Below are 21,310 nucleotides of genomic sequence, written 5' to 3'. Positions count from 1 at the left end.
GTTCTCATAGTATTATCATTGGTTGCATAATCATTGTTTATTCGTAATCAGATGATTAAATATAAAAAAATAAAATAGTATTCTTGGGAGAATCAAATGTTAAATAATCAAGTTTCAAAAGCAGTTCGCTTAGCAATCGCTTTTGGTGCAGCTTCAACAGCTGTATTTTCAGCAAGCTCAATTGCTGCTGAAGAAGGCGTAGAAAAAGTAGAGCGTATCGCTGTTACTGGTTCACGTATTAAAAGAACTGACCTAGAAGGTTCTGTACCTGTAACTGTTATCGATCGTGCTGCGATTGACTTTTCAGGACAAACTTCTGTTTCCGATTTATTACGTAATACAAGCTTTAACTCGGCGGGTTCATTTCGTCCACAGTCTGGTAGTTCTGCGCAAGGTGTTTCGCAAATTAACTTACGTGGTTTAGGTGCTTCACGTTCATTAATTTTGGTTGATGGTCGTCGTTTACCTAAGTCACCTTCAACTGGTAACTCACAAGATTTAAACTCAATCCCAATGGCGGCGGTTGAGCGTATTGAAATTTTATCTGATGGTGCTTCAGCAGTATATGGTTCTGACGCTATCGCTGGTGTAGTTAACATCATTACCAGAAAAGATTTTAACGGTATTGAAATGCGTATCGGTGCTTCAGAAGTAAGCTTACCGGAAGACGGTGGTGACCGTGAAGAAGGCTCTGTAGTATTTGGTGCTTCAAGCGATAACTCTTCTGTAATTGGTGGTGTTTCTTGGAACAGCCGTGACATTATTTATGAAAATGCTTACTCATGGGTACAGCCTGGTGCTTCAAGCTTTGGTGCAAACTGGGTAAAACCAAGTGGCTACGATGGTATTGGTGCTGATGGGGAGCCACTTAGTGGTGGTCTAAGTTCAATTTTATCAGCTAGCGCTTGTGATGGAATTGAAAACTTTTTCTCATCAGGTGATGATTTCTGTGCATATAACTTTAACGCGACAAATGCTAACGAAGCTTCTACATCAAATACATCAGCGTTCTTAAAAGCTAATTATGATATTAATGATGACTGGAGAATCTTATCGCATACTCTAGTGTCAAAAACTAAGTCTTTTGGTCGTTACGCGCCAACATTGAATGACGCAGGTGTTGGTGCTTTCATGTCTGCTGATAGCCCAAATAACCCAACTAACCCAGCTAGCCCTTTTTATGATGCTCCTTCAGATGGTCTAGGTGCACGTGAAGTTGGATATCGTCATCGTTTTGCTGCATTAGGTAACCGTGATAGTCAAGTTGATAACTGGTCTACTGACTTTATGATTAGTGTTGAAGGTCAAATCGGTAATGTTTTTGTTGATTTTGGTGCACGTAAAAACCAAACGAAAACGTATGAAATTGGCCGTGGTTATTTAATGGGTTCAAATGCAAGAACTGCAGTTGATAACGGTGATTACATGCTGAATGACCCATTTGGTACTCGTTTTACTACAGATGAGCAACGTAATAATTACGCTAAAGTACTAAATGGCTTGAATGTAACTACATCGCGAATTGGTACTTTCCAACAAGAAGAAGTGTTTGGCTCTGCTGCATTTGATGTAATGGAAATGAATGGTGGAACTCTACAAGCTGTTGTTGGTCTTGAATACCGTAAAGAAGATTATTCTGATACGTACGATTCATTATCAGAAGCAGGTCAAGTAGGTGGTTCTGCAGGTAATAGTGCTGGTGGTGGTCGTAATTTAACAAGTGCTTACTTTGAAGCTTTATTCCCAGTTATGGAAGGCCTAGAGTTGACATTAGCAGGTCGTTACGATGATTATTCTGATTACGGTTCAGATTTTTCACCTAAAGTTTCAGTAAAATATGATGTAACAGAAGAGCTAGTGCTACGTGCATCATATGGTGAAGGTTTCCGTGCACCTACGTTGGATATCCTTACAGCTAAACCAGCTCCAGGTAACCCAAGTGTATCTGATGATCCGTCATGTCTAAATTTAGGCCAGGCAGCAGGTTGTGATGTGCAAGTAAGTGCGATTACTTTAGCAAACGCAGAAATGGGTTCTGAATCATCAGAGCAAATTTCATTAGGTTTAGCTTACCAACCAACAGATTGGTTAAACTTTTCTGCTGATTATTATGAGATTGAAATCTCTAATATGATCCGTTTCTTTGGTGCTAATACAATCCTAACTCGTGAACAAACAGGTGACCCAATTCCTGCAGGTTTAGGTGTTAAACGTTTAAGCAATGGTGGTATTGACCTTATCACTCAGGGTTATGCTAACGAAGGTAAATGGGAAATTAGTGGTTTAGATTTAAATCTAAACACAACGTTTGACTTTGATGCAGCGGGTACATTAAAACAAACATTACAATTTAGTCATCAGTTTGAAAGTAAAATTGATGGTGGTCGTAATACACTTAAAGACACTGGTGAGCCACAGCAACGTGCTTCATTGTCAAACAGCTATGCAATACAAGACTTTGACTTTACTTGGAACATCAACATGATTGGTTCTCAGTATGAAGATGTATCGCAAGTAGCCGGTGGTGGTGTTGAGCGTACAGGTAATATTGCAACGTGGATCACACATGATTTACAAGCGACATATAGCTTCCCTACAGGAACTAAGGTGTCTGTTGGTATGCAAAATGCCTTTGAGAAAGAGCCACAGTTAAGCAGCTACGATGGACGTAGCTATAACTTTAACCTTTATGATGCTTACGGTCGTGTTACGTATTTACGTTTCTCACAATCGTTTTAATTTATAAAATAAGTTAAATAAAAAGGTGGGTTTAAAACCCACCTTTTTTTATGGGTAAAAAATGCAACATTGGAATTCATACTGGTCAAGGACCAAATCACTTAATAGTTTTGCAGAAGGGGAGCACAGCCAAGGTTATAAAGGCATTGTCGCAAATTTTTGGCAAACTATTTTTAAATCACTACCTGAATCAACTACAATTTTAGACCTAGCTACCGGGAATGGTGGACTGGCTGTTTTAGCACAGCAATTTAATGCAAGTTTTGATGTTTATGCATCAGACGCGGCAAACATAGCACCATTATCTCAACATGCCCCCTCAGATTCTAATTACAAACACCTCGAAAAAATACATTTTTATGGCAATATGCCCTCTGAAACCTTAGCGTTTGAGAACGTTCAATTTGATAGTGTTATAAGTCAATTTGGTTTTGAGTATGCAGAGCCCGCCGCCGCTCTTTTAGCGGTAAATAAGGCATTAAAACCTAATGGTGAATTTATTGCGTTAGTACATCATCAAGACTCATTTATTTCTACAGATTGTAAAATTGGGTTAAAAGTACTCAAAGACTTAAGTAAAGACAATGGTTTGTTATTGCAACTTCAAGACTTCGCTGATTTTTGTCAGTCTATTACAAATAAGGTAGAGCCGACTGCTGAGCAACAAGTTCAATTTAAGCAAAAAAATGTAGACCTGTTACAGCAAGTAAAATATCAGCAGAGTAAATGCAACAGTGAAGATGAGTTAGACTGGTTTAATTTGTTAGTAAAAGAGCTACTTCCAGCGATCATTGATTGGCCGAAAACAGACAGTAAAAGAGTAGAAGAACTCCGTGATAATTTATATTCTTTTCAGCTTCGCTTACAAGATCAACAAGCCGCATCGTGGTCAAACTCAGATGTTGAGTATATAAAAACCCTTCTGCAAGATAATTGGTCCAGCTACGAGTTCGATGTTATGAAAATAGACGCAGGTATTTTTTGTTGGGTTATAAAAGCACGAAAGTAAATTTAACATTGAATGTATTGTACTAATTTAAAAGTGTAAATTAGTACAATAATAAATAGCTATGTAGTTCTTCATTGCTGTTTAAATTAAGTAAAAAAGAGTTGTAAATTACTATCTGCTTATTACAACCAATTGTCCCTTCATTAATAACGCAACAGCCTGCAGGCTATTAATACTGTAGCGGTCTGTTTTAAATAGTTATCTTTCTGACTTGAGGCATATAAACCTCTGTCCCTCTGCTTATTTTATATAAGCTTTAAAGTTATTAATCCGCTAAGTGACTTTGTAGATATGTAGCAGCTACTATTACGCTTTTGTGCAGTTAAACTCAATTGTTCTATTTAGTTAGTAATATGTTACTGCTTTAGTATGGGCTGTTTTTCAATTTTAATGTAAAAGCTAGCTTAATAATTACTAAACCAAACATAATACAGAGATTAATTATAAGTAATATTACCTTTACTTCTATACCTTTATTTTTGCTCTATGCCCCGCCAAATATGAAAATCTGATTTTTATCAGTTAATTCATATACCCCTAAAAACTCAATTATAGATAAACAATAGTACCCACAATAAGTGCGGTAAATTGTTTATCAGATATTATTCATTGTGTTTATATGAATACATGTGCTTTGTAAATGTATGTAAATAAAGGCTGTTTTATGTTAACTAGGTGTTGACCTGATGGTGTACTTAGTAATACTCTTTAATTTGAAAATAGATGCTATGCAGAATACCGTAGCTTTATTTTTCATAAAAAATGATAAAAATAAAATAGAAATATAGGGAGAATCAAATGTTAAATAATCAAGTTTCAAAAGCTGTTCGCTTAGCAATTGCTTTTGGTGCAGCATCAACCGCTTTATTTTCAGCTGGTTCATTTGCTGCAGAAGAAGGTGAAGTTGTAGAAGAAGTAGAAAAAATTCAGGTTTTAGGCTCTCGTATCCGCACAGATAGTTTTGCTAGTGATACGCCTATTACTATCATTTAATAGATATAAATGTTTTATCGTAGTATTCCCCATTAAAATGAGTTTTAATTATGCGATTTAAAAACCGCGTAATTAATAATTACCTTTAAAGTTAAGTTATTTGCTAAAATCCCTCATTAAAATTTAATTGTTATCTCATGACCTACACCCTAAGACCTTATCAGATCGAGGCGGTTGAACGTACCGTTTTACACTTTAGAAAAACCAATGATCCCGCAGTGATTGTATTACCTACTGGCGCGGGTAAAAGCTTGGTAATTGCTGAGCTTGCGCGTATAGCTAAACAAAAAATATTAGTACTGGCGCATGTTAAAGAGTTAGTAGAGCAAAACTCACAAAAATATAAAAGCTTTGGGCTTGAGGCGAGTATATTTTCGGCAGGATTAAAAGAAAAATCGTTAAACCATCAGGTTACTTTTGCCAGCGTGCAGTCGCTATCGCGTAATTTAGATCAGCTTAATGAGCATTATTCACTGTTAATTATTGATGAGTGCCATAGAGTTAATGGTGATAAAAAAAGTCAATACGGTAAAGTTATTAATGCCTTACAAGCGCATAACCCTCAATTAAAAGTATTAGGGTTAACGGCAACGCCTTATCGGTTAGGTATGGGGTGGATTTATCATCATCACTATCATGGTTTTGTGCGGGGCAATAAAGACAGCCCATTTAAAAGCTGTATTTTTGAATTACCGCTGCGCTATATGATCAAACATAACTATTTAACGCCACCCAATGAAGTGGATGCGGCGATTAGTCATTACGACTTTTCGGCGTTAACCAGTGACGCATTTGGCCGTTATACTAATGAGGATATGAATGCGTTATTAAAAAACAGCGCACGCGCAACGCAGGCCATTTTACAACAAGTAATACAATATAGTGAAAACCGCCAAGGTATTATGATTTTTGCCGCTACGGTTATGCACGCAGAAGAAATTTTAAGCTATTTACCTCATCAGCAAAGCGCCTTAATTACAGGTGATACACCGAATAGCGAACGCGATAAAATAATTAAGCAATTTAAAGCCAAGCAATTAAAATACCTGGTTAATATATCGGTACTCACCACCGGCTTTGATGCACCTCATGTTGATTTTATTGCTATTTTACGCCCTACTGAGTCGGTGAGTTTATACCAGCAAATTGTCGGCAGAGGACTTAGATTAGCCGAGTCAAAAACAGATTGTTTGGTGATCGATTATGCCGGAAATGGTTTTGATTTGTTTCACCCTGAGGTCGGCGATAAAAAAGGCGATAGCGATAACGAGCCGGTACAAGTGCTTTGTCCTGGCTGTGGCTTTGCTAATATTTATTGGGGTAAAACTGACTCTACAGGAAAGGTTATTGAACACTTTGGTAGGCGCTGTAAGGGCTTGCTAGAAGATGATGAAGGTAATAAAGAGCAGTGCGATTATCGTTTTCGCTTTAAAGAGTGTGATGAATGTGGTGCGCAAAACGATATAGCCGCACGTAAATGCCACGATTGCGGTGCGGTAATGGCCGACCCTGATGATAAGTTACGCAATGCACTAAACTTAAAAGATGCACTCGTACTTCGCTGTAGTGGGTTAAGTGTAACGCAGCTTAAAAATGAGATGATTAAAGTAACGTATTTTGACGAAGACGGTGCAAGTTGCGATGAAGTTTACGATATTGCCAATAAAGGGGCGGCGTATATTTTTAATCGGCAATTTGGTAAGCGGGTAGGCCAAGGTCAAGCACCCGTAAAATTTAAAACAGCAGAGCAGGTAATTAACGCACAGTTAGATTTAATTGCGCCCGACTTTGTAATTGCGCGTAAAAGTAAAAAATATGGTTGGAAGGTAGCAGATAAGCTGTTTGATTATAAAGGCAGTTTTAGAAAAGCTAATCAGTTAAACCCTTAGGTTTAACTGATTTATAATTTAGTATGGGAATGCAGATTAAGCTTCTTCTGCGTCCATTAATCCCCAACCATCGCCGTAACCGTTAAAGTTATTAGCTATGCTTTCAATGTATTGCTCAGCTTGGCCTAATAGAGTGTGCTCAGGAACCATTTGTACTTGAGTAATTACTTCCCATACGCCAGTGTCTTGGCATTTTTCGAGTTCAGCATGCTGCACTAATGTATCGGCTACCACTTCTTTGGCAAACTTTTCTGCATCGCTTTGTTGCTCAAATAAAATATAAAAATCGACTTGGTGCATTTTACTTAAATCAATACCAGCGGCGGCTATTTCAGCTAAAAGTTGGCCATTTTCGTCATCAGGAAATTGCATTAAAAAACTCATTAAAATTATTGTGTACTTGTTAGGGCTATTGTAACCAAAATAAACGCTTAAAGCGTGCTAATTTTAATATTATAGATTGCATATTATGTCACTGGGTAGCTATTAAGTTAATGTAAGGCTCATTACGGCTATGATATTATAGAGTTGATGCATCGTTATATTTTAAGAATTAAAGGTAAGGATATTTACTTGTTTAATCAGTTTTTGCGTTACATGTTTATTTTTTGCATTCTTCTGAGTGCTCAGTCTGTTGCCTCTGAAAATGTAATAGAAGATTATGAGATTAAAGGGATAAATGACGATTTAGAAAAAAATGTTGCGCTTTATTTAAAACAACTTATAGGTGAAAAGCCGACCTTGACCCTGCGCCGCTATGCAAAAAAACAAGTCGAGAATAGTATTAAAGCATTAGGGTATTACGGCCCTAAAGTAGAGGTTAACTTTGATAAAGATGAGCGTGATTTGGTGGTTAGAGTTGAGCGAGGGCCAGCTACTCGCATCGCTGCAATAAATATTAGTGTAAAGGGGGCTGGCAAGCAGGACTCCGCTTTATTGGCAGTAATTAATAATATTACCCTAAAGCAGGGAGATATTTTAAACCACGGACATTATGACAGCGCGCATAAAAAAATAGAATCAATGCTGTTAGAGCTAGGTTATTTTGACGCTAAATGGCCTGCGCGTAAACTAGAAGTATCTTTGGGGAAACATAGCGCAGAAGTTACTTTTATTATTGAAACTGGGGTGCGTTATCAGTTTGGCGATATTGTAATTGCTAGCGATACACCTGCTGAAAAGTATATTCGTTCTTTAGCGCCTTTTGCCAAAGGGCAGCCTTATAAATCGACCCACATAGCCGATTATAATCTTGATTTATCAAGCACGCCTTATTTTACTAGTGTACGAGTATATGCAGATATAACCGAACGTAAAAATAACCAAGTACCTATAAAAGTAGATGTATTACATAAACCTGCAAATAGCTATGAAGTGGGTGGTGGCTTTAGTACCGACTTAGGCCCCAAAGTGCGCTTTAAATGGAGTAAACCATGGATAACGCAAGATGGCCATTACCTAGAAAGTAACTTAAATGTGTCTGAGCGACAACAAGATATTTCAATGGCTTATACAATCCCAGAGGATGATCCTAATGACGATTTATGGCGTTTTTCGGTTGGTTATAAACTTGAGGATGAATTAGCTAATAATATTTATAGTGAAATACTTACCGGGCAAGTACAACGCCAATGGTTAACTGATAATAACTGGGTGCGTACCGCTTTTATACGCCGCGACCATGAAACATATAGAATAGGTGACGACGAAGAAGAAAGCAGTGAAATGTTAATGCCGGGTATTAGTTATGCACGTAAAAAATCAAAAGGGGGAACAACCCCTTATTGGGGCGAACAGTGGTTAATATCTGCAGAGTTTGGCGTAGAAGATGTACTCTCTAGTACTAATTTGATCCGCGTGCAGTTACAAAACGCTTGGCTGAGAACTTATTTAGACCGCCATTTAGTGTTTTTAAAAGCGAACCTAGGTGCCATGTTGGTCGATAATATAGCTAATGTGCCGTATTCACTGCGCTTTTTTGCTGGTGGCGATCAAAGTGTGCGTGGTTTTGCGTATCAATCAATTTCACCCGAAAACGATGAAGGGCAGCTAATAGGGGGTAAGTACTTAGTCTCTGGTACTGCAGAATACAACTATCAGTTTGCGCAAAATTGGCGGGTTGCTTTATTTGTAGATGGAGGTACTGCAACCAATGATTTTTCGGATAGATTTGAAGTAGGTGCTGGTTTTGGTTTTCGTTATTTAACACCTGTAGGTCCGGTTAGAATTGACCACGCTTGGGGACTTACCAAAGAAAGTAAAAGCACCCGTTTGAGTATTACTATAGGGCCTGAAATTTAATGACTGTATTTAAAAAAATAACTGCAAGTGTCAGTGCTGTTTTAGTCATACTGCTAATAACCGTATTTTGTATATTATTTACTGCACCCGGTAATCAATTTATTGCTTATAGTGCAAACAAGTTGGTTGATGGTTTAAATATTGACATTAAAAACGGTCGGTTTTTATATAACGATGTATTTAATGTTAGGTATAACAATAACGGGGTAGATTTTAATGCCCAGCAACTAAAGCTTAATTTATTTTGGTGGCAGTGCGACGGTATTTGCATTGATAATTTAAGTGCTAATACAATGGCCTTAACTTTGGAGCAATCAACTGAAGCAGTTGCAGAAGAGCCATCTGAGCCACTAACTAAAATTACCTTACCTTTTAATATCGCTGTTAAAAATATAGCTGTAAAAGTATTTACTTTAGAACACCCAAGCGCCAACGTGCGTGTTGATAACTTTAAGTTATCGGCAAAAGCGATGGGATCAGAGCTTGTAGTAAAAAGCTTAAACATACCTAAAATACTGGTTACGCTAAAAGAGCAAGCCCAATCCCAGCAATCACAAACAGCATCAACGGCAATTACGCAGCTTCCAGCACTGCCTAATATCGAATTTACTTCACCACTGGATATAACCATTGAGCAGTTTGATATTGATAAAGTGGCTATACAGCAGGGCGAACAAGACTATGAGATAGAAAATATAGCACTGCAAATGACTGTAGAAGATGCCAAAATAAATTTATATTCTTTAGCGGCTCGTTATCAGCAGTGGCAATTAAATACACAACTTAACACAGAGCTTGCAGGTAATATGCCGCTAAAAGGTCATATTGTATTAAAAAGCCCGCAACACCAAGCTGACTTATCACTCAGTGGCGACTTGGCAAATTTAAACGTTGATTTAGAAACCACCGGGCAATTTCCGCTTAGTTTAAATGCCAATGCTAATTTAAAGCAAACAAACTACCCATTTACAGTTAAAGGCAAAATAAACCAGTGGCTGATCGACGCACAAAGCGAGCAGTTAACGCTACGTAAGGTTAACTTAAGTGCGCAGGGCAACGCAGATGACTATCAACTTAGTTTAACTGCAACGAGCCAGTTAGGCGCGTACCCGGCCGTTGATTTAAACACACAATTAACGGGCACGCTTACCCATGCACAGCTTTCTACATTGTCGGTTAAGGCCAACGACAGTACTGCAAAAATAAATGCCAATGTTAACTGGCAACAAGGTATACAAGCAGATTTTGCAGGGACGCTATCGCATTTAAAAGCGCAATACTTAACAGATGCAGTAACGAGTGATATTTCTGGGCAGTTTAAAGGCTCATTTAATGCACAAACGGATACTTGGCAACTGAAAATGAATAATACCAAACTCACCGGCACACTTAACGACGTGCCATTAGAGTTTGCCGCAAACTTTAGGCTAGATAATGCATTAAAAGCTAATATTGATAGTTTTTATTTAAGCAGTGGTAAAAATAAATTAGAACTCAATGGCCAAATAGATAGCAAATGGTTAGTAGATGGCAATATAACATTACAAAGTGATGAGCAGGCTAATATGCCATTTATTGCAGATGGTAAGGCCAATATAGCCCTTAGAGGTCAAAGGTTAACACCGTCGGTTGACTTAGCATTAATGCTGGAACGTTTTATTTTTGATGAAATAAATATAAGTAAGTTATCTGTTAAAGCTGATCTTGATACAGCGGCCGATTGGCAAACTAATATTGCAATAGATGTTGGTTCGGCTTTAGTTGCTGAGCAACAAATTAACAGTGTAAAAATAGATGCAACAGGGGATAAAAAAGATCATCAACTTACCGCATCTGTTGATGCGCAACAAGGTGCAGTTGAGTTTGAAGTTAATGGTCAACTTACCAATGCGATTTGGCAAGGTGCATTGAGCAATGTGCAGTTAAGCGATAAAAAGCTAAGCTTTAACAACAGTAAAAAAATTACACTTAACGTAAACACCCAAACAGGCGATTTTGATGTAAGTAAGCACTGCTGGCAATCTGCACAAAGTGAGTTGTGTATCGACACTTTGTCGCAAAATAAACAGTTAGGTCAATTCAATGCTAAATTAAACAATTTAGCACTTGAGGAACTAAAGCATTTACTACCTGATAATGTTGGTGCAGAAGGCGCTTTAACAGGGGAATTTGTTGCAAACTGGCAAGCGAGTGCGCTGAAAACATTACGCGCTTCTTTAAATTCAAATAACTTAATAGCCAAATACAATTCCGAAGAAGATAACTTTCGTTTACCAATAGAAACGCTTAGTGTGAATGCATTTACTGATTCTCAAACAGGTAAATTAACAGCTAACTTAAACTCTAGCGTGTTAGGTGAAATTACCACGCAAATTAATGTAGATGACATACAAAACACGCAAGCGTTAAGCGGTAATGTAAACATAGATAAAATATTATTTTCTAACTTGCAGCCATTTTTAGACACTATTGAGCAGCTCAAAGGCAATATTAGCGGTAAAATTGCATTAGCAGGTACATTAAAAGAGCCACTCCTTGAAGGTGAAGTAAATATTGATGATATTAATTTACAAGGTGAACAACTACCAATAGCACTTGAAAAATCGAATGTGAGTATTTTATTTAACAAAGCGACAGCAACAATTAAAGGCCTTTTAACAGATCCCCAAGGCGGGAATATTAAATTAAATGGCGACATAGATTGGCAAGGTGAACAACCAGCCGTTAACGTTGCAATAGTAGGTGAGCAATTTTATGTACGTGCTCAGCAAGGAGTCGTTTTTAAAGTATCTCCAGATTTAAAAATTGGTTTGGCTAACAACGCAATAAACCTTGTGGGTGAAGTAATTGTCCCTTATGGGCGAATTGAAATAGAAGAGCTGCCAGAGGGCGCTGTGCAAGTTAGCGATGACGAAATAATCGTTGATCAAAAAACCAAAGCGACTAAAAAAGTGCCATTTGATTACGATATAGATTTAAAACTGATTGTAAAAAATGACGTGAAAATTGAATCATTCGGTCTAGAATCTAAAGTAGAAGGCGACTTGGCGATTAAAATGAGCCAAGGAACTCCTATTATTGCCACAGGCGAGCTTAAGTTAGTAAACGGTACATACTTAGCATTTGGCCAAGATTTGTTAATTCGTACCGGCCAGGTTGGCTTTAGTGGCTCAATAGAGCAGCCTTACTTAAATATTAAAGCCATTCGTAATCCCGAAAACACCGCCAATGGTGTTATTGCTGGGGTAACGCTTACAGGTAATGTAGAGCAACCCAGGCTAAAAGTGTTTTCGGAGCCAGCGATGGATCAGGCACAAGCTTTGGCCTATTTACTCAATGGCCAACCATTAGGCGAGGGCGATAGCTCCACCGATGCTATGCTCACTCAGTTGTTACTTTCGCAGGGGGTTAGCCGCAGTGAAGGGCTGGTTTCTAAAGTGGGTGAAACGTTTGGTTTGTCGGATGTTAGCCTTACCTCTAAAGGCAGTGGTGAGCAAACAAAAGTAGAAATATCAGGCTATGTGGCACCGAGCTTACAAGTAAAATACAGTGTTGGTATTTTTGACTCCCTTAGTGAAGTGGCAATACGTTATCAGCTGCTTTCGCAGTTTTATATCGAAATAACCAGTGGGCTATATCAAAACGTAGATATACTTTATAAGTTTGATTGGGACTAATAATTACAGGTTAAAGCAGATGTTAGTAAGTAATAACCAAGCTTAAGGATAAGACCCTAATGTAAAACTATAATAATAAGGCGCTAATTTATGAAAAAGTACCTGTTAACAGTGGCCGCTGCGATGTTATTAAACGGCTGTGCTGGACAATATAAACAAAGCATTACCACGCAACAAGGTGAGCCTAAAATAAAGCACACTGCCAGTGACGTTATTACTAAAGCCGCCGAGGACGAGTGGCGAGTGGTTAACCCACAAAATATTTTAAAAATAACCTTACCCACAGGCGCCACTTATATTGAGCTTAATCCGCAGCTTGCTCCAAAGCATGTAAAAAATATTAAAAAGCTTGCGCGAGAAGGCTTTTATCAAGGAACGAGTGTTTATCGCTTTGTTGAGGGATTTGTAGCTCAAGGTGGTGCTAGCAGTGCTAAAAAGATTATTAAGACTGCAAATAAATCACTTTTGGCCGAGTTTTATTTAACCACTAAACAGCCGTCGGCAATTACAGCCCTTGAAGGTGATGGTTATGCACCTATAACTGGTTTTTTAAATGGTTTTGCGGTTGCTCAAAACGCACTACAAACCCAAACTTGGCAAGTGCATTGCAGCGGCATATTTGCAATGGCGCGAGATAACGATATAAATAGTGCAAGCACCGAATTCTTTATCACTATAGGGCAAGCGCCACGTTATTTAGATAAAAACACCACTGTATTTGGACGCGTACTTGAGGGTATAGAGCATGTTAACCGCTTAGAGCGTACCGCTCGCAATGATAAAGAATTTAACCCAATAACAGATATTCAAGTACTTGAAGACATTAATAACAGTGATAAAAGTGTTTTTAAAGTGATGAAAACAAACTCACAGGCATTTAAAAACCTAATTGCGGCAAGAAAAAATCGCTCTGAGCCTTGGTTTGTACATACAGCTAATTATATAGACGTGTGCGGTGTGGCTATTCCCACCAAACGTAGTGAATAAAAAAGGAGCCTAGGCTCCTTTTTTATTACAATAAACACTTATTGGCGGTTAATTTTAACTGCAAATGGCGTGTCGTTATTATGAGTTGAGCGATACGGATTTATATCAAGGCCACCACGGCGCGTATAGCGAGCATAAACTTCAAGATTTTTAATGCTGAGCTGAGTGCTTAAATCGCTATAAATACGCTCCACGCATTGTTCATGAAACTCATTATGGGTTCTAAACGAAATTAAATAGCGCAGTAACGACTCTCTGCATATTTGCTCACCTGTATAACGAATAATTACACTTGCCCAATCGGGTTGTGAGGTAATTAAGCAGTTAGACTTAAGTAAGTGGCTATGCAGGGTTTCGGTTACTGTTTTATTGCTTTGCGATTTTAGAGAATGAGCGTCAATATCGTAGTTATCAATTTCGATATCTAAATCATCAATACACTCACCAGGTAATGGGGTGTAAGGAAGGCAGTTATACTCATCTGCATTGTATAAAGTTACCTGCACTAAGCTGTTAACCACGGCGGTTAGATCTTTAACTAAATGCTGTTTCACTTCATCACGGCTGTTAAATCGAGTTTGGTTAAAGCTATTTAAATACAGTTTAAACGACTTAGATTCAACAAGATGACTGCTTTGGCAGGCAAAAGTAAATACAGCGATAGCGACTTGCGGCTTGCCTTTGGCGTTTAACCACGACAGCTCGTAACCAGTCCAAATGTCTTGGCCTTTGAATGGTAAAGCGGCTTCGTCAATATTTAAAGCATCTCTATTTAGCTTGCGTGCAATTGGAAAAAGTAAGCTTGGAGTATATTGATCTATATATTCAGTTGATTGGCCTAACACACTGCCTTTAAGGTCGGGAGAATTGCTGTAATCTGTCATGTTTGCCCTTAAATAGTTACAATAGCGGCATTATATCTAATTTAAATGAGTTTCATAGTATGTCTGTTGTATTGCAGTTAACCCAGCTACACCAAAGGTTTAATGACAAAACCTTAAAAAACACGCAAAAACATCCACTTATGGTGCACGATGAACAATGGCCAAGCCCATGTGAAATAGGTAATGTTGATCAACAAGGTAATATTCAGTGGCAAGCTGTGCTGCAGCAACCTGCAGGCTCGCTTAATGATTTAGCTAAGGCATTGGATGTTACATTTCCAAGTGGCTTAAATGCGCTTTATGGGCATATGTATGGTGGCAATATTCAAGCCAGTATTGATGGTCACCAAGTTGAATTGTTACAGGCATGGAATAGCGATGACTTTGATTTATTGCAACAAAATATAACTGGCCACGTTTTAATGAAGCGTAAACTTAAACAACCTGAAACAGTATTTATAGGGTTAACAGCACAAGATGATTTGTTAGTAAGTGTGTTATTGCACAGCGGTGAAGTGTGCTTAGAGTACGTAGGCAAAAAAACGCATCATGTGCTTGCTGCCAATATAGAAGAATTTTTGCAAGCGCTTGAGGTTTAATTAAAACAGGCGTTAATTACCTTAAAGCGATTTAGTATAAAGTATTAGCTCGGAATTAATTTTAATATCGAGCTAATACATTAATAATATCTTTAACTTATTGAAAGTCCCACGATATGTTAGACACTAAGGCACAGGGCTCACACCTAAAATCAAATAATCCAAACCAGGATTCAGGTAACCTCCAATCGCCATTACAGCTTGGGCATTTACGCTCTAGTTCAGAAGTTTTATCGGTGCCACCTACGCGGTATATATAGTAATACACAGGTTTTTTAGTTAAAAAGCTAATTCGTTTAGTAATGTCTTTACCGCGGCGGAATAAGTCGCTTTTAATACTCGAAATTTCTTCAAGAGCAGGAAACTCACAGCGTGTTGCGCCATTAATTTGAATTTGATCGCAGGCTTGCCAGTCTTCCTGCCATTTAATTAAGGTTTTATAATCACCATTAGCAATTGCTGGGATCCGAAATAGCGGTACCGGTAAAAAGTCGTCACCACAATAAAGTGGGCTACAAGTATGCACATAAGTGGTGTATAAAATATAGCTAGAAGGCTCGGCGCAGCAATCAGACCCATTAGAATGAATATCTTGACCAATAATTTTTACTTTTGGCGCAAGTAAACCAGCGCTGTGCAATTGCTCAATGCTGTGTTTTACAAATGGACTATTGTTAAGCGGGTGCATGGCATCTTCGTTTGGGCACATAACACGGGTAATAAAGTAACCATCCTTTAAAACAGTAGGAAATTCTTCGCCCATTATTTGGCCATTAAAACGTAGCGCATTAACCAAGCGATTAATAGCTTGTTCGGCTTTCTCTAAAGTGGTGTCTTGGTAGCAATCAAAGGTTAAATCAACAACGAACATTTATAGTCTCGAATTATTATTTTTCTAGCAGGGTAAGTAACCGGTCGAGCTTTTCTTCAATTCTGTCTAGCTGCGAAGTTTTAGAATCGCTACTACTCGGTTGTACTTGGCTTTTCATTAAGTTATAAATTGAATCTGGATTGTTTTTATACTGACTCACCGCCGCAATAATAACAGGCATAGGCACAGGCTTAATTAAACGACTTTTAGTAAGCGCGACAGTAGGTACTTTGCCTTCATCAAGAAGGACTTTAATTGCATCAAATACAGCAGCATTCATTAGGTTTATAACTCTTTAGTATAAATAGGTACGCAGCATGAAGCTGCTGCGTGGAGGCTATAGTAACAATAAATAGGGAGGGGCACATTAAATGTCCCAAATTAAATCAATTACCTTAAAATTAATTGCCTTGGCGAAGGCGTACATCAAGCTCATCAATAACTTCACTCCAATCACTGTCCTCTGCGAGTGATTCAGCTAAAAAATGCTGTTGAGATTCATCCCAAAAAGGTGCATCTTGTATTAACGTTGTATCTTCAATCGCATGGGAAGCAATAAAAGCATCAATCTGAGCTTCAGAACTAGGTAAGCCAAGTTGTGCAAACAGTGTATTTATATCGTGCTTTGTTGTATCCATGTTGTGCTCCTAGCGTGTCAAAATAAGATTATAAATAAACTATAGCCTAAGCCAGCTAAACTCACGCTGAATTTACCATTAATAACTTTACAGCTATAGTTTAGAAAGTAAGTAAATAAAGCGCTTATTTAGAGAACAAATATAAATTTATTATGTGTGTAAGTTGTAGCTATGAGTAAACCCAATCGCATTAAGTTAGTGATTATAGCGCCAAGCTAATGGTTTAATCATAAGGCGAAAATAATGATGTGTTGTTCTAATACAAAAAAGGAATAATAATGACTGTGACCACCCAAGCCGATACATTTAGCGTACAGTATTTAGCCGCAGAAGATATAAGTATTGCCGCGAGTTTAATTTATCAGGCGTACCACGACGATCCTATTTTACAAACTATGCTCAATTACGAGCAAGAGAGTAAATCGGCCTACGAAAAAAAACTTCGGTCATTAATTCGCGAAGAGCTAAGCAGCTTTTGGCAAGAAAAGCAGCCGCTTATTGGTTTATATCGTAACGATAAGCTCAAAGCCGTTGCCTGCGTGTTCGAATCAAACAGCCAATTACAGGCGCAGCGTTATTGGCATTGGCGCTTAAAGCTAATGTTAAGTGCTGGTTACTTACAAACCAATCAACTAATAGATAAAGAGCAAACAATTAGAGATGCACTAGAGCAGCAGGGCAACTACTATTTTTTAGCTTTTATTGCGGTCGATCCGCATTTTCATGGCCAAGGGTTTGGGCGTTATTTATTAAGAGGCCTAAATGACCTAATTCAATCTAATGCTGAGTCTACAGGTATGGCGGTGTTTGTAACGCGCAAAGAGCATACTCAATTTTTTAAAACCGAAGGGTTTGAAAGCTTTAAGCAGCTTACTTTTAATAAGATTGCGGGCGAATTGTTATTTAAGTCAAAAAACTAAATTTAATTTAGGTTATAAGGTAGCCTGCATTGGTGGTTTACATCCCAAAACGGACATATGACCGTGAGATATATCTCACATCACTGTGCGAGTTGTCAGTTTAAATTGCATTGAAATAGTTATTCCTTACCTATTTGATTGATATGTAAGGTTATTTTTATAGTTTGTGTTTTTTAATATAAATGCCATTTAATAATTAACAGCTAGGTACTATATCTACTAGCCATTTGCTTTAAACTTTACTTTGTCAAGACGACACAGCTCAATGATTGAGTGATTGCCAAGGATACGGAAGTAGGCAACATAGCAGACGCTAGCAAGAAGCAAAACGGACAAGTTAACACGGATGCAAGGATGAGTAGGAAAGTGCATGATGCGCTTAAGTGGCAGGAGCTACTAAGGGATAATCAAGGATGGCGCTACAGGAAGTAGCCGGAGCGTTAGTTTACGCAGGACAGCCAAGGTGGCAAGAGGATATTGCAGGATGCAATGTGAGGGTGAACAAGGTTGTTTGCTCGTTCAGAGGATGATAATACGGATTACACAGGTAAAGGATACCTAACAGGATGTTTGTCAATTGGGGCGTAACTTTAGTTACGCCTTAGTTTTTTGTGTTTTACTTATTTTTAAATTAAACCTTACCCTAAATTAAACTTTTAGCGCAGTATAAAGGTTATATTTTATGCGGTGGAATAACCACACTTTTTAAATACTCATTTTCCATGATCAGTATTCCCTGATAGGCATTTTCGCCATCACTTGAAAACTCAAAAATAAATTCGCTTTTCACTCCAGGTTTACCACTTTTTAAAAAGCCAAAGCGGCGTTTACTACAGGCAACGCTCATTAATTGCACCTGCAGTTGTTCGCTTTGGCGTTTAGCATGAACGTTCGCCGCCTCGGCTACCTTTCGGTTTAGCCAAAATAAGTAAATTACACTACCAATAAGTATGAACGTCCATAAACTTGCCATTTAAGAGAATAACCTTCCAATTGCACGCGCGAGGGTTTCGCTACGATTTTCTTTACGTAATAAGCCTAATAAATGCGGGCGAATGGTGGGTATTGCAACTAAATCAGCAAAAACACTCACAAATAGTTCAGTAATTTGTTGATGGTGTGCACAGTTGTCCATAAATACATGCAAGCGTTCAGGGTCTTCTAGTTGTTTAAAACAACGCCCAGCAATAGTGAGCAGTACGTCAGCATCTTGATTAACCGATGAAGTTAATACGCTATCGACCAATTGGGCGGTTAAGCCTTGCGCTTGCGCTTTAGAAAGCGAACGTAGCGCTACTGTAACAGCAAACGGGTCGTTATTTTTTATAGCCGCTTGGCCGAACTCTACTAGTAATTGACTTAATGAGGGCGGTATTTCTACATGCTCAAGCATGGCGCTAAGGGGCTGTAATACCTCAACGGGCAAATGAGGCCAGGCTTTTTGTAAATTAGCTAAGTTAGTCTCATTATCGAGGCGCAGTGCAAAATCGGCAATGCCTTGTAATGCCACACTTTGCCAATTTTCAAAACCCAGCTTACCACTAAAGTACAGCTGCGTATGCTCGTAATACTGTGATGCAGGTTGTTTTAATAGTACTTTAAGTTGCGCATTAAAGGCTGCTAATTTATTAGCGTTTGGTGTAAAAACATAAGGATTGTTATCAAGTTTACCATCGGCTTGCTCACCGGTAAGTTGTGTGCCGAGTGCTTCAATTACCATGTCGGCAAAGTGATCGCGACTCGCACTCACCAGTTTGCTTTGCTCATCTACTGGAAATTTCAAAAACCATACATAAGGTTCTTTACTCGCTTTACTATCCCAAAACTGAATAGCTAACCACGCATGACCAGCAAGCGGATATGGGTAAGGGACTTGTGCTTGCTCTATGGCTAAAAATTGTTTTTTATCAAGCTTAGTTATGTGTCTACCAATATCAAACGCGCGCCACTGAGTACCTGCATTATCTAAAAGCTGCCCTAATGTCGCTATTTGCTTACTCATCGTTTTCTCAATTGTTTTTACTACAAAATTGCGTCAATTATACGCCATAGCAAAGGTTGAGGGAACCGCGCTTATAGAGTTTGAGTTTTGATTTTGCTAAATAACTGAGCAAGCGGGGGTAATATTAAGCGGGTATTTTCAGTTACTATAATTTCCCTCTTAATAAATACAAATGGTATTATTACTTCATCTAGTTTTAAGAGGGCGGTTATGTACCAGCAAACCCAAGCTTATTTAGTGCAGTTAAGGGCACTTTTAAAAAAGCATCAGCTTTGGCAAAATGAGCCAATAGCAGTAGAAGCATTACAATCAAACGTGCCTTTTTGTCACGACACCATGGCATTTGAACAATGGTTACAGTTTGTATTTATTGAAAAAGTTGAGCAGCTAATTATTGATAAGCAGCCATTGCCGCGCAACTTTGCAATTGCTCCTATGGCACAAATGACGCTTGCGAGTAAAAAAGGCAGCGATGAAATTATTACTCTGTTAACAGCTCTCGATGCCTTTTTAGGAGATCCAAATGAGTGAGCGCCCAATACCAATTGAGTATGGCGAACTGACTATCTTGTATCAGGATGAAAACTACGTAGCCATAGATAAACCCTCAGGCTTATTAGTGCATCGTTCGTTTTTAGATAAGCACGAAACCCAGTTTGCTATGCAAATGCTGCGCGATCAACTTGGGCAGCATGTTTTTCCGGTACATAGGCTCGATAGACCCACATCGGGGGTGTTACTGTTTGCGTTAAGTTCAGAAGCGGCCCGCGATATGAATCAGTTATTTATTGAAGGCACTATTAGTAAACGCTATTTAGCCTTAGTACGTGGTTTTGCACCCGAGTCGGTATTTTTAGATAAACCACTAAAAGAAGAGCTGGACAAAATAGCAGATAAGTTTGCCGATCAAGACAAAGCGCCACAAGAAGCGCAAACTCAGTTTAACTGCTTGCACCAAGCAGCCTTGCCTATTCCTATTGGCAAGTACCCAACGGTGCGCTATTCCCTCGTAGAATGTTTTCCTAAAACGGGGCGTAAACATCAAATTCGTCGGCATTTAAAGCATTTATCACTGCCTATCATTGGCGATGTAAACCATGGTGATAATCAGCATAATCAATTTTTTAGGGAGCATTTTGAGCTGCGCAGATTAATGTTATTTGCAACTGAGCTTAGCTTTGTGCACCCTTATAGTAATGAATCAATAACAATTAAAGCGCCACTAGGTGATGCAATGCTCAGCATTTGCAAACAACTAGGTTGGCCAGATGAAGAAAAGGATTATTAATTAATGGCACATATTAGTATTTTTGTAGGCAGCGTATATGGCGGTGCAGAGCGTTTAAGTGACGAAGTAGCCACAACAATAGAGCAAGCTGGGCATGGCGTTACGGTATTTAATGAGCCAGTGTTGAGCGACATTCAAAGTGCATCACATATTTTAATTATCACCTCAACAACCGGCCAAGGCGATGTGCCTGATAACTTGGCTGATTTTTATAATCAGTTAAATAGTACTTTTCCTATGTTAACCGACAAGCCATTTGGAATTATTGCCATGGGCGACAGAAGCTACGGCGACACCTTTTGTGGTGCAGGGCGCAGCTTTGATGAATTATTACGTGACTTACAAGCTAAGCCTGTTGGTAACCGCTTAGAAGTTGATGCCTGCGAAGACTTTGAACCTTGGCCGGTTACCGAGCCGTGGTTAAAAAATTGGCTTAGTAAGCTTTAATTATTAATAAAGGTGAGTGTTACCCTAAGCTCACCTTTATTATCTGAGTTATTTTATTTTTAGGTA

18 protein-coding genes and 1 pseudogene are annotated in these 21,310 nt (G+C 38.5%); 12 read left to right on the top strand and 7 right to left on the bottom strand.

Annotation, left to right across the window (positions count from 1 at the left end; translation table 11 throughout):
- The first annotated feature begins 96 nt into the window (after positions 1–96).
- From PNIG_RS11515 to radD, 4 genes and pseudogenes are all read left to right on the top strand, one after another.
- Positions 97–2,739, top strand: coding sequence for a TonB-dependent receptor (locus PNIG_RS11515; RefSeq protein WP_089368540.1), 2,643 nt, complete (start codon positions 97–99; stop codon positions 2,737–2,739).
- Between the two features lie 61 nt (positions 2,740–2,800).
- Positions 2,801–3,748: a class I SAM-dependent methyltransferase gene (locus tag PNIG_RS11510; RefSeq protein WP_089368539.1), complete on the top strand. Its 948-nt coding sequence runs from the start codon at positions 2,801–2,803 to the stop codon at positions 3,746–3,748.
- Between the two features lie 798 nt (positions 3,749–4,546).
- Positions 4,547–4,738: pseudogene (locus tag PNIG_RS11505) on the top strand (hypothetical protein); the annotation flags it as partial.
- A 140-nt stretch (positions 4,739–4,878) separates the two neighbouring features.
- Complete coding sequence (gene radD / locus PNIG_RS11500; RefSeq protein ID WP_089368537.1) at positions 4,879–6,630, top strand: DNA repair helicase RadD; 1,752 nt, start codon at positions 4,879–4,881, stop codon at positions 6,628–6,630.
- A 36-nt stretch (positions 6,631–6,666) separates the two neighbouring features.
- Here the strand turns inward: radD and PNIG_RS11495 are convergent, their stop codons facing one another.
- On the bottom strand, positions 6,667–7,002 hold the full coding sequence (locus PNIG_RS11495; protein WP_011328642.1) for a ribonuclease E inhibitor RraB: 336 nt from the start codon (positions 7,000–7,002) through the stop codon (positions 6,667–6,669).
- A gap of 201 nt (positions 7,003–7,203) precedes the next feature.
- On the opposite strand from PNIG_RS11495, the gene PNIG_RS11490 reads away from it, so the two are divergent.
- The 3 genes from PNIG_RS11490 (at position 7,204) to PNIG_RS11480 (ending at position 13,595) form a co-directional block, all read left to right on the top strand.
- A complete protein-coding gene (locus tag PNIG_RS11490; protein ID WP_089368971.1) occupies positions 7,204–8,931 on the top strand; it encodes an autotransporter assembly complex protein TamA in 1,728 nt (575 codons plus the stop codon).
- Positions 8,931–12,608 (top strand): autotransporter assembly complex protein TamB, encoded by a 3,678-nt coding sequence (gene tamB, locus PNIG_RS11485; RefSeq protein ID WP_089368536.1) that lies wholly within the window; start codon positions 8,931–8,933, stop codon positions 12,606–12,608. Before PNIG_RS11490 ends, tamB begins: the two co-directional genes overlap by 1 nt.
- A 90-nt stretch (positions 12,609–12,698) precedes the next feature.
- Positions 12,699–13,595 (top strand): peptidylprolyl isomerase, encoded by an 897-nt coding sequence (locus PNIG_RS11480; protein ID WP_089368535.1) that lies wholly within the window; start codon positions 12,699–12,701, stop codon positions 13,593–13,595.
- 38 nt (positions 13,596–13,633) lie between these two features.
- Here the strand turns inward: PNIG_RS11480 and queF are convergent, their stop codons facing one another.
- The gene (gene queF / locus PNIG_RS11475) at positions 13,634–14,479 is read right to left on the bottom strand and encodes an NADPH-dependent 7-cyano-7-deazaguanine reductase QueF (RefSeq protein ID WP_011328638.1); all 846 of its coding nucleotides are present in this window, start codon (positions 14,477–14,479) and stop codon (positions 13,634–13,636) included.
- Between the two features lie 59 nt (positions 14,480–14,538).
- On the opposite strand from queF, the gene syd reads away from it, so the two are divergent.
- Complete coding sequence (syd, locus tag PNIG_RS11470; RefSeq protein WP_089368970.1) at positions 14,539–15,078, top strand: SecY-interacting protein; 540 nt, start codon at positions 14,539–14,541, stop codon at positions 15,076–15,078.
- Positions 15,079–15,175: 97 nt separating this feature from the next.
- Here the strand turns inward: syd and PNIG_RS11465 are convergent, their stop codons facing one another.
- From PNIG_RS11465 to PNIG_RS11455, 3 genes are all read right to left on the bottom strand, one after another.
- Positions 15,176–15,949 (bottom strand): Zn-ribbon-containing protein, encoded by a 774-nt coding sequence (locus tag PNIG_RS11465; RefSeq protein WP_011328636.1) that lies wholly within the window; start codon positions 15,947–15,949, stop codon positions 15,176–15,178.
- 16 nt (positions 15,950–15,965) lie between these two features.
- Complete coding sequence (locus tag PNIG_RS11460; RefSeq protein WP_011328635.1) at positions 15,966–16,229, bottom strand: hypothetical protein; 264 nt, start codon at positions 16,227–16,229, stop codon at positions 15,966–15,968.
- Positions 16,230–16,350: 121 nt separating this feature from the next.
- Positions 16,351–16,587 (bottom strand): DUF2789 domain-containing protein, encoded by a 237-nt coding sequence (locus PNIG_RS11455; protein WP_011328634.1) that lies wholly within the window; start codon positions 16,585–16,587, stop codon positions 16,351–16,353.
- 278 nt (positions 16,588–16,865) lie between these two features.
- On the opposite strand from PNIG_RS11455, the gene PNIG_RS11450 reads away from it, so the two are divergent.
- Entirely contained in the window at positions 16,866–17,507 is a 642-nt protein-coding gene (locus PNIG_RS11450; protein ID WP_089368534.1) for a GNAT family N-acetyltransferase, read from the top strand.
- 673 nt (positions 17,508–18,180) lie between these two features.
- On the opposite strand, the gene PNIG_RS11445 is transcribed toward PNIG_RS11450, so the two are convergent.
- Positions 18,181–18,480 carry a DUF3301 domain-containing protein gene (locus PNIG_RS11445; RefSeq protein WP_011328632.1) on the bottom strand — a complete coding sequence of 100 codons (300 nt, stop codon included), beginning with the start codon at positions 18,478–18,480 and terminating at the stop codon, positions 18,181–18,183.
- The gene (locus PNIG_RS11440; RefSeq protein ID WP_089368533.1) at positions 18,481–19,509 is read right to left on the bottom strand and encodes a DUF3549 family protein; all 1,029 of its coding nucleotides are present in this window, start codon (positions 19,507–19,509) and stop codon (positions 18,481–18,483) included.
- 210 nt (positions 19,510–19,719) lie between these two features.
- Between PNIG_RS11440 and PNIG_RS11435 the strand changes: the two genes are divergently transcribed.
- Genes PNIG_RS11435 through PNIG_RS11425 form a run of 3 tightly spaced genes read left to right on the top strand, consistent with a single transcriptional unit; the run spans position 19,720 to position 21,244 of the window.
- Entirely contained in the window at positions 19,720–20,040 is a 321-nt protein-coding gene (locus tag PNIG_RS11435) for a YqcC family protein (protein WP_089368532.1), read from the top strand.
- Positions 20,033–20,797 (top strand): tRNA pseudouridine(65) synthase TruC, encoded by a 765-nt coding sequence (truC, locus tag PNIG_RS11430; RefSeq protein ID WP_011328629.1) that lies wholly within the window; start codon positions 20,033–20,035, stop codon positions 20,795–20,797. The genes PNIG_RS11435 and truC overlap by 8 nt, the downstream gene beginning before the upstream one ends.
- Positions 20,798–20,800: 3 nt before the next feature.
- A complete protein-coding gene (locus PNIG_RS11425) occupies positions 20,801–21,244 on the top strand; it encodes a flavodoxin (protein WP_011328628.1) in 444 nt (147 codons plus the stop codon).
- Positions 21,245–21,310: the final 66 nt, after the last annotated feature.

Source organism: Pseudoalteromonas nigrifaciens (assembly GCF_002221505.1).
Lineage (GTDB): Bacteria > Pseudomonadota > Gammaproteobacteria > Enterobacterales > Alteromonadaceae > Pseudoalteromonas > Pseudoalteromonas nigrifaciens.
This window is presented reverse-complemented; position numbering and strand designations above follow the sequence as displayed.

Bases quoted from the DNA above. Each gene is read 5' to 3' on its own strand.
- PNIG_RS11440 (WP_089368533.1), bottom strand. From the start codon at position 19,509: ATGAGTAAGCAAATAGCGACATTAGGGCAGCTTTTAGATAATGCAGGT.
- radD (WP_089368537.1), top strand. From the start codon at position 4,879: ATGACCTACACCCTAAGACCTTATCAGATCGAGGCGGTTGAACGTACC.
- syd (WP_089368970.1), top strand. From the start codon at position 14,539: ATGTCTGTTGTATTGCAGTTAACCCAGCTACACCAAAGGTTTAATGAC.
- PNIG_RS11460 (WP_011328635.1), bottom strand. From the start codon at position 16,229: ATGAATGCTGCTGTATTTGATGCAATTAAAGTCCTTCTTGATGAAGGC.
- PNIG_RS11450 (WP_089368534.1), top strand. From the start codon at position 16,866: ATGACTGTGACCACCCAAGCCGATACATTTAGCGTACAGTATTTAGCC.
- PNIG_RS11465 (WP_011328636.1), bottom strand. From the start codon at position 15,949: ATGTTCGTTGTTGATTTAACCTTTGATTGCTACCAAGACACCACTTTA.
- PNIG_RS11480 (WP_089368535.1), top strand. From the start codon at position 12,699: ATGAAAAAGTACCTGTTAACAGTGGCCGCTGCGATGTTATTAAACGGC.
- tamB (WP_089368536.1), top strand. From the start codon at position 8,931: ATGACTGTATTTAAAAAAATAACTGCAAGTGTCAGTGCTGTTTTAGTC.
- PNIG_RS11445 (WP_011328632.1), bottom strand. From the start codon at position 18,480: ATGGCAAGTTTATGGACGTTCATACTTATTGGTAGTGTAATTTACTTA.
- PNIG_RS11510 (WP_089368539.1), top strand. From the start codon at position 2,801: ATGCAACATTGGAATTCATACTGGTCAAGGACCAAATCACTTAATAGT.
- PNIG_RS11425 (WP_011328628.1), top strand. From the start codon at position 20,801: ATGGCACATATTAGTATTTTTGTAGGCAGCGTATATGGCGGTGCAGAG.
- truC (WP_011328629.1), top strand. From the start codon at position 20,033: ATGAGTGAGCGCCCAATACCAATTGAGTATGGCGAACTGACTATCTTG.
- PNIG_RS11435 (WP_089368532.1), top strand. From the start codon at position 19,720: ATGTACCAGCAAACCCAAGCTTATTTAGTGCAGTTAAGGGCACTTTTA.
- PNIG_RS11455 (WP_011328634.1), bottom strand. From the start codon at position 16,587: ATGGATACAACAAAGCACGATATAAATACACTGTTTGCACAACTTGGC.
- PNIG_RS11515 (WP_089368540.1), top strand. From the start codon at position 97: ATGTTAAATAATCAAGTTTCAAAAGCAGTTCGCTTAGCAATCGCTTTT.
- queF (WP_011328638.1), bottom strand. From the start codon at position 14,479: ATGACAGATTACAGCAATTCTCCCGACCTTAAAGGCAGTGTGTTAGGC.
- PNIG_RS11495 (WP_011328642.1), bottom strand. From the start codon at position 7,002: ATGCAATTTCCTGATGACGAAAATGGCCAACTTTTAGCTGAAATAGCC.